This is a genomic window from Mycobacterium sp. shizuoka-1 (genome assembly GCF_002723835.1).
In the GTDB taxonomy this organism is placed as follows: Bacteria; Actinomycetota; Actinomycetes; order Mycobacteriales; family Mycobacteriaceae; genus Mycobacterium.
Window position 1 is genome coordinate 65,346 of sequence record NZ_BEWG01000046.1, and the last position, 5,581, is coordinate 70,926.

Annotated in this window: 6 protein-coding genes; 4 read left to right on the forward strand and 2 right to left on the reverse strand. The window is 70.8% G+C overall.

Annotation, left to right across the window (positions count from 1 at the left end; genetic code table 11):
- On the forward strand, positions 1-1,387 hold a 1,387-nt coding region (malQ, locus tag MSZK_RS14785; protein ID WP_233211317.1), incomplete at its 5' end, for a 4-alpha-glucanotransferase.
- A 16-nt stretch (positions 1,388-1,403) separates the two neighbouring features.
- On the opposite strand, the gene MSZK_RS14790 is transcribed toward malQ, so the two are convergent.
- Both MSZK_RS14790 and MSZK_RS14795 read right to left on the reverse strand, forming a co-directional pair.
- Entirely contained in the window at positions 1,404-1,751 is a 348-nt protein-coding gene (locus MSZK_RS14790; protein ID WP_099248983.1) for a VOC family protein, read from the reverse strand.
- Positions 1,742-3,148 carry an acyl-CoA synthetase gene (locus tag MSZK_RS14795; RefSeq protein ID WP_099248985.1) on the reverse strand — a complete coding sequence of 469 codons (1,407 nt, stop codon included), beginning with the start codon at positions 3,146-3,148 and terminating at the stop codon, positions 1,742-1,744. The genes MSZK_RS14790 and MSZK_RS14795 overlap by 10 nt, the downstream gene beginning before the upstream one ends.
- Before the next feature lie 29 nt (positions 3,149-3,177).
- On the opposite strand from MSZK_RS14795, the gene MSZK_RS14800 reads away from it, so the two are divergent.
- From MSZK_RS14800 to MSZK_RS14810, 3 genes are all read left to right on the forward strand, one after another.
- Positions 3,178-3,717, forward strand: coding sequence for an NUDIX hydrolase (locus MSZK_RS14800; RefSeq protein ID WP_099248988.1), 540 nt, complete (start codon positions 3,178-3,180; stop codon positions 3,715-3,717).
- Between the two features lie 150 nt (positions 3,718-3,867).
- The gene (locus MSZK_RS14805; protein WP_099249019.1) at positions 3,868-4,341 is read left to right on the forward strand and encodes a hypothetical protein; all 474 of its coding nucleotides are present in this window, start codon (positions 3,868-3,870) and stop codon (positions 4,339-4,341) included.
- A gap of 51 nt (positions 4,342-4,392) precedes the next feature.
- Positions 4,393-5,502, forward strand: a complete 1,110-nt coding sequence (locus MSZK_RS14810; RefSeq protein ID WP_099248990.1) for an acyltransferase family protein — start codon at positions 4,393-4,395, stop codon at positions 5,500-5,502.
- Positions 5,503-5,581 lie beyond the last annotated feature (79 nt).

The following is a 5,581-nucleotide window of genomic DNA, read 5'->3' on the forward strand; positions in this document are numbered from 1 at the left end:
CCCGTACACGCCGTCGAGCCGCCGCTTCGCCAACCCGCTGGCGCTGCGCATCGAGGACCTCGATGCCTACCGCAGCGCCGATCCCGACACCAGGGCCGAGGTCGACGCACTCGCCGTCTCGCCGGACACCGATCGCATCGATCATGACCTGGTCTGGGCGGCCAAACGGTCTGCGCTGGAGACACTCTGGCGCAGCAGTGGACGTCGGACACCGCTCGACGGGTCACCGGCGCTCAGCGGCCTGACCGAATGGGCGACCTACTGCGCGCTCGCCGAGCGGCACGGCGGACGGTGGAGCCGATGGCCGCAGTCGCTCCGGGTCGTCGACAGTGCCGCCGTGGCCGCCGCACGCGCAGAGTTGTTGCCCCGAGTCCATTTCCACGCGTGGGTGCAGCAGCAATGCATCGACCAGTTGGCTGCGGTGCGCGCGGCCGCCCGGGCTGCCGGGATGCGGCTCGGCGTCCTGCACGACCTGCCGGTCGGGGTGGACGCCGACGGCGCCGACGCGTGGGCACTGGCCGACGTGCTCGCGGCCGGGGTGAGCGTGGGCGCGCCGCCGGACAACTTCACTCCCCCGGGTCAAGACTGGGGCCTGCCGCCGTGGCGACCGGACCGGCTGGCCGCCACCGGCTACGCGGCGTTGCGGGACATGTTGCGCGCCATACTGTCCCACGCCGACGGGTTGCGGATCGACCACGTCGCCGGGTTGTGGCGGCTGTGGTGGATCCCGCCGGGTGACAGCCCGGACCGCGGCACCTATGTCCACTACGACCCCGACGTCATGCTGGCGGTGCTGGCGTTGGAGGCACACCGCGCCGGCGCGGTCGTGGTCGGCGAGGACCTCGGCACCGTCGAGCCGGAGGTCACCCAGGCGCTGGCGGCCAACGAGATGCTGGGCTCAGCCGTCTCCTGGTTCACCCGCGACGAGTCCGACCCCGACCAGCCGTTGTTGCCTGCCGCGCGATGGCCGGAACGTGCCGCCGCGAGCCTGTCGACCCACGATCTGCCCACCGCCGCAGGGTTTCTCCGCGGTGAGCATGTCCGGGTGCGCGCCGAGCTGGGACTGCTCGACGACATACCCGCCGAACGGGCGACCGCGGAGCGCGACCGCGCCGAGTGGCTGGCGCTCCTTCGCGCCGAGGGACTGCTGGACACCGCAGAACCCGACGAGGCGGCGATCATCGTCGCGATGCACCGCTTCCTGGCCGCCACCCCCAGCCGGCTGAAGTTGATCTCGCCCTACGACGTGATCGGTGAGATCCGCCAGCCGAACCTGCCGGGAACGATCGACGAATACCCCAACTGGCGGTTGCCGCTGGCGACCAGCCTGGACCAGTTGCGCACCGACCCGCGCGTCGCCGAGATCACCGCCGCCTTCGGGCGGTGAGAGCCGACCGCCGGTGCTATTCGGCCGCCAGGATGCAGAACTCGTTGCCCTCCGGGTCGGCGAGCACCACCCAGCTCTGCTCGCCCTGACCGATGTCGACCCGGCGGGCACCCAGTGCGAGGACCCGGTCGATCTCGGCCTGCTGATCGTCCGGGGTGAAGTCGAAGTGGATGCGGTTCTTGACCACCTTGGTGTCGGGGACCTCCAGGAACAGCCAGTCGGGTCCGGCGCCGACGGGAGCCCGCAGCGCGACGTCCCCGTCGTCGGTCGGCTCGGCCGGCCAGCCCAGCACCGTCGACCACCACGCGGACAACGCGTGGATGTCGTGCGCGTCGATGCAGACCTCGCTGAACCTCATCCCCATGTCATCAGCTCCTTCTTGACCACCTTGCCCATCGCGTTGCGTGGTAGCGCATCGACCAGCCGCACTTCGCGAGGACGCTTGTGAATCGAAAGTTGTTCGGCCACATAGGAGATCAGTTCCTCCGGGTTGGCGTCGCCGACCACGAACGCGACGATGCGCTGCCCGAGGTCCGCGTCGGGCAGACCGACCACGGCGACCTCGTCGACCCCCGGATGGCCCAACAGCACCGTCTCGACCTCACCGGCACCGACCCGGAAGCCGCCGGACTTGATCAGGTCCACCGATTCGCGCCCGACGATGCGGTGCATGCCGGCATCGTCGATCACCGCGGCGTCCCCGGTCCGATACCAGCCGTCGGGCTCGAATGCCTCGGCGGTGGCCTCCGGCCGGTTCAGGTAGCCGTCGAACAGCGTGGGCGCCATGACCTGGAGGCTGCCGATGGTCGCTCCGTCGTGCTCGGCGATGGAACCGTCCTCACCCACCAGCCGGGTCCGCACCCCGGACAGCGGCAGGCCGACCCATCCCGGTCGGCGTTCGCCGTCAGCCCTGGTACTCAGGGTGATCAGCGACTCGGTGCTGCCGTACCGCTCGACCGGCGGGTGGCCAGTCAGTTCGGCCAGGCCGGTGAACACCGGTACCGGCAGCGGCGCGCTACCCGACACCAGCAGCCGGGCCGAGGCCAGGGCGGTGGCGGCGGCAGTGTCGGCCACCACCCGCGACCACACCGTCGGGACCCCGAAGTACAGCGTGCCGCCCGCGGCGGCATAGCCGGCCGGCGTCGGTTTCCCGGTGTGCACGAAGCGGTTTCCCACCCGCAGCGAGCCCAGCAGCCCGAGGACGAGGCCGTGGACGTGGAACAGCGGCAGCCCGTGCACCAGGGTGTCCTCGGCGTTCCACTGCCAGGCGTCGGCCAGGGCGTCGATGTCGGCGGCGATGGCCCGCCTGCTGATCAGCACGCCCTTGGGCAGCCCGGTGGTGCCCGAGGTGTACATCACCATCGCGGTGGAGTCCGGCGCCGGCTCGGGGTAGCGATGCCAGGACCGGGCGTGCAGCCGGACCGGGACGTGCGGCAGGCCGCCGAGGTCGGCGGGCTGCTCGCCGAGCCAGGCCTGGGCACCTGAATCAGTCAGGATGTGCGCCCGCTCGGCGACCCCGACGTCGGCGGGGACCGGCACGAACGGCACGCCGGCGATCAGACAGCCGGTCACCGCGAGCACCGTGGCAGCACTCGGAGTGGCCAGCACCGCCACCCGGTGCGCGCCCCCGACCCGCTCGGCCACCGAGGTGGCGGCGCCGACGAGATCGCTACGCGAGAGCACGGCGCCGTCGATGCGCACGGCGTCGCCGATGTCCGCTCCGGCGGCGACGGCGGCCGGATTCAAGGAGGCCAACAGCACGCCGTCGACGCTACCGCGATACTGGGACGGTGAAGCCCATCGCCCAGATCTCGTCGAGCGAGGTGTATCGCAACAACTGGATGTCGGTGCGTGAGGACACCATCGCGCGACCAGACGGCTCGACCGGCATCTACGGCGTGGTCGATCGGCCGGACTATGCGGTGATCATCGCCGTGGACGGCGACCGGCTGGCGCTGGTGGAGCAGTTTCGCTATCCCCTCGATGCGCGGCGCTGGGAGTTCCCGATGGGCACCGTGCCGGGCGGGCACGCCATCGAGCCGGCTGAGCTTGCGGCCCGCGAACTACGCGAGGAGACCGGCCTGACGGCCGGGTCGCTGGTCGTCCTCGGCCGCCTGGACGTGGCTCCCGGCATCATGAGCCAGCGTGGCTGGGTGTTTCTGGCCACCGACCTTACGCAGGGCGAACCGGAGCGCGAGCCCGAAGAGCAGGACATGCATTTCGCGTGGTTCGAGCGCAGCCGATTCGAAGAGATGATCCGGACCGGGGTGGTCACCGACGCCCAGTCGATCGCGGCGTACGCGCAGTTGCTGCTCGCCGAGGGCCGGTAACGGTCCGGTCAGGGTTGGATCACGATCGGGTCTGACACCCCTTGGCGCAGACCCGGTTCGGTGATTACTGACGCCTAGGCTGATTGTTCGCAGAACGCTGACGTTAGAGGGGTTATGGGGTCCGGCCGCCGAAGTTTGGGTGCCACGCTGATGGCCACGGCGACGATCTGCGCCGCCGGCCTGGTGTCGCCGGCCTCGGCACACGGCGCGCCGCCCGCCTGGACCGGGCGCTACCAGATGATCACCTACGCCTCGCAGAAGGCCGGCACCAGCCCAGCGACCCGCCAGAGGGAGAACGACTTCGGCGCGACCTTCACGGTGTCGACGGCCTGCACGGGCGGCGCCTGTGTGGCCACCGTCGTCGACGGCCCCGCCCCGAGCAACCCCACGATCCCGCAGCCGACCCGCTACACCTGGAACGGATCCGAGTGGGCCACCACCTACGACTGGGTCTGGGACTGCTTCCTGGGTGACGGGTATCAGAAGCAGTGGAGCCCGGCGACGTCGTGGGCGTTCTACGAGCCGCAGCCCGACGGGTCCCTGCGCGGCACCTGGCACACCGACATCGCCCAAGGCCCGTGCCGCGGCAGCGTCGTCATGCCGGTGGCCGCGTTCCCGGCCTGAGCCGCCGGCGGATCACCGCCCGAGAGAATCAGCCGCGCACAATGGAGGTCGATGTCTGAGACGGCGACGACCACCGCGACCCGCAACCACTCGATGGATCTCTATCGGGTGGGCGCCCTGCTGTTCGTCGTGGTGGGGCACTGGGTCGCGGCGGCGCTGAGCTTCTCCGACGGCGCGTTCTGGCGGGAGAACCCGCTGGTCGACCTTCCGTGGACGCAGTGGCTGACCTGGATCTTCCAGGTGGTGCCGGTGTTCTTCGTGGTGGCCGGGTACGCCAGCGCGGTGTCGTGGACCCAGCGCGGCGCCGACGAGTCCCGGCAGGCCTGGCTGCGCCGCCGGCTGGTCCGCCCGCTCGGGCCGACCGCGGTCTACGTGGTGTTCGCATTGCTCGTCGTGGCAACACTGAGCGGTATCGGGGTCGCCGGATCCGAGCTCGACTTCGGCGCCTGGGCGGTCGCCATGCACCTGTGGTTCTTGGGCATCTACGTGCTGGTGGTGGCGCTGACGCCGATCGCGGTGGCCGCACACCGGCGCTGGGGGCTGTGGGCGCCGGCGGTGACCACGCTGGTGATCGCCGGCCTCGACGCCGCGACGATCGGGGCGCAGGTGCCCTACGCCGGGTGGCTGAACTATCTGCTGGTGTGGGCGGTGCTCTACCAGCTCGGCATCGCCTGGCAGGACGGCCGGCTGCGGCCGCCGGCGGCGATCGCGCTGGCCGCAGCGTCGGCGGTCGCACTGATCCTGCTGGTCACCCAGGGCCCGTATCCGGTCAGCATGATCGGCGTTCCCGGCGCCACACTGAACAACACCAGCCCGCCGAACCTCGCGATCCTCGCGCTGGGCGGGGTCCAGGCCGGCCTGGCGCTGGCCGCCGCGCCCGCGGTGAACCGGGCCCTGACATCGGTTCGCGCCCAACGATTTCTGGTCGTGGCCAATGACAACGTGATGGCCCTGTACCTGTGGCACATGGTGCCGGTGGTGATCGTCGCGCTCGCCGGCTACCCCACCGGACTGTTCCCGCAACCGGAACTCGGCACGGCGGCCTGGTGGTGGTTCCGGCTGGAGTGGGTGGCGATCCTGGCCGTGGTGGCGGCGGTGGAGCTGGTGCTGCTGTATTGGGGCCGACGGCTGTTCTCCGCACCGCTGCCGACCGAGGAATAGTCAAATCCTGTGGATCGGGGGTCGTCAGGCGACCTCGGACACCGGAGTGTCGGGCGAGGGTTCCGGGGTGATGTCGACC

What these genes read in the sequence shown, in the direction of transcription:
- MSZK_RS14810 (WP_099248990.1), top strand. Translation starts at nt 4,393, where the DNA reads ATGTCTGAGACGGCGACGACCACCGCGACCCGCAACCACTCGATGGAT.
- MSZK_RS14790 (WP_099248983.1), bottom strand. Translation starts at nt 1,751, where the DNA reads ATGGGGATGAGGTTCAGCGAGGTCTGCATCGACGCGCACGACATCCAC.
- MSZK_RS14805 (WP_099249019.1), top strand. Translation starts at nt 3,868, where the DNA reads ATGGCCACGGCGACGATCTGCGCCGCCGGCCTGGTGTCGCCGGCCTCG.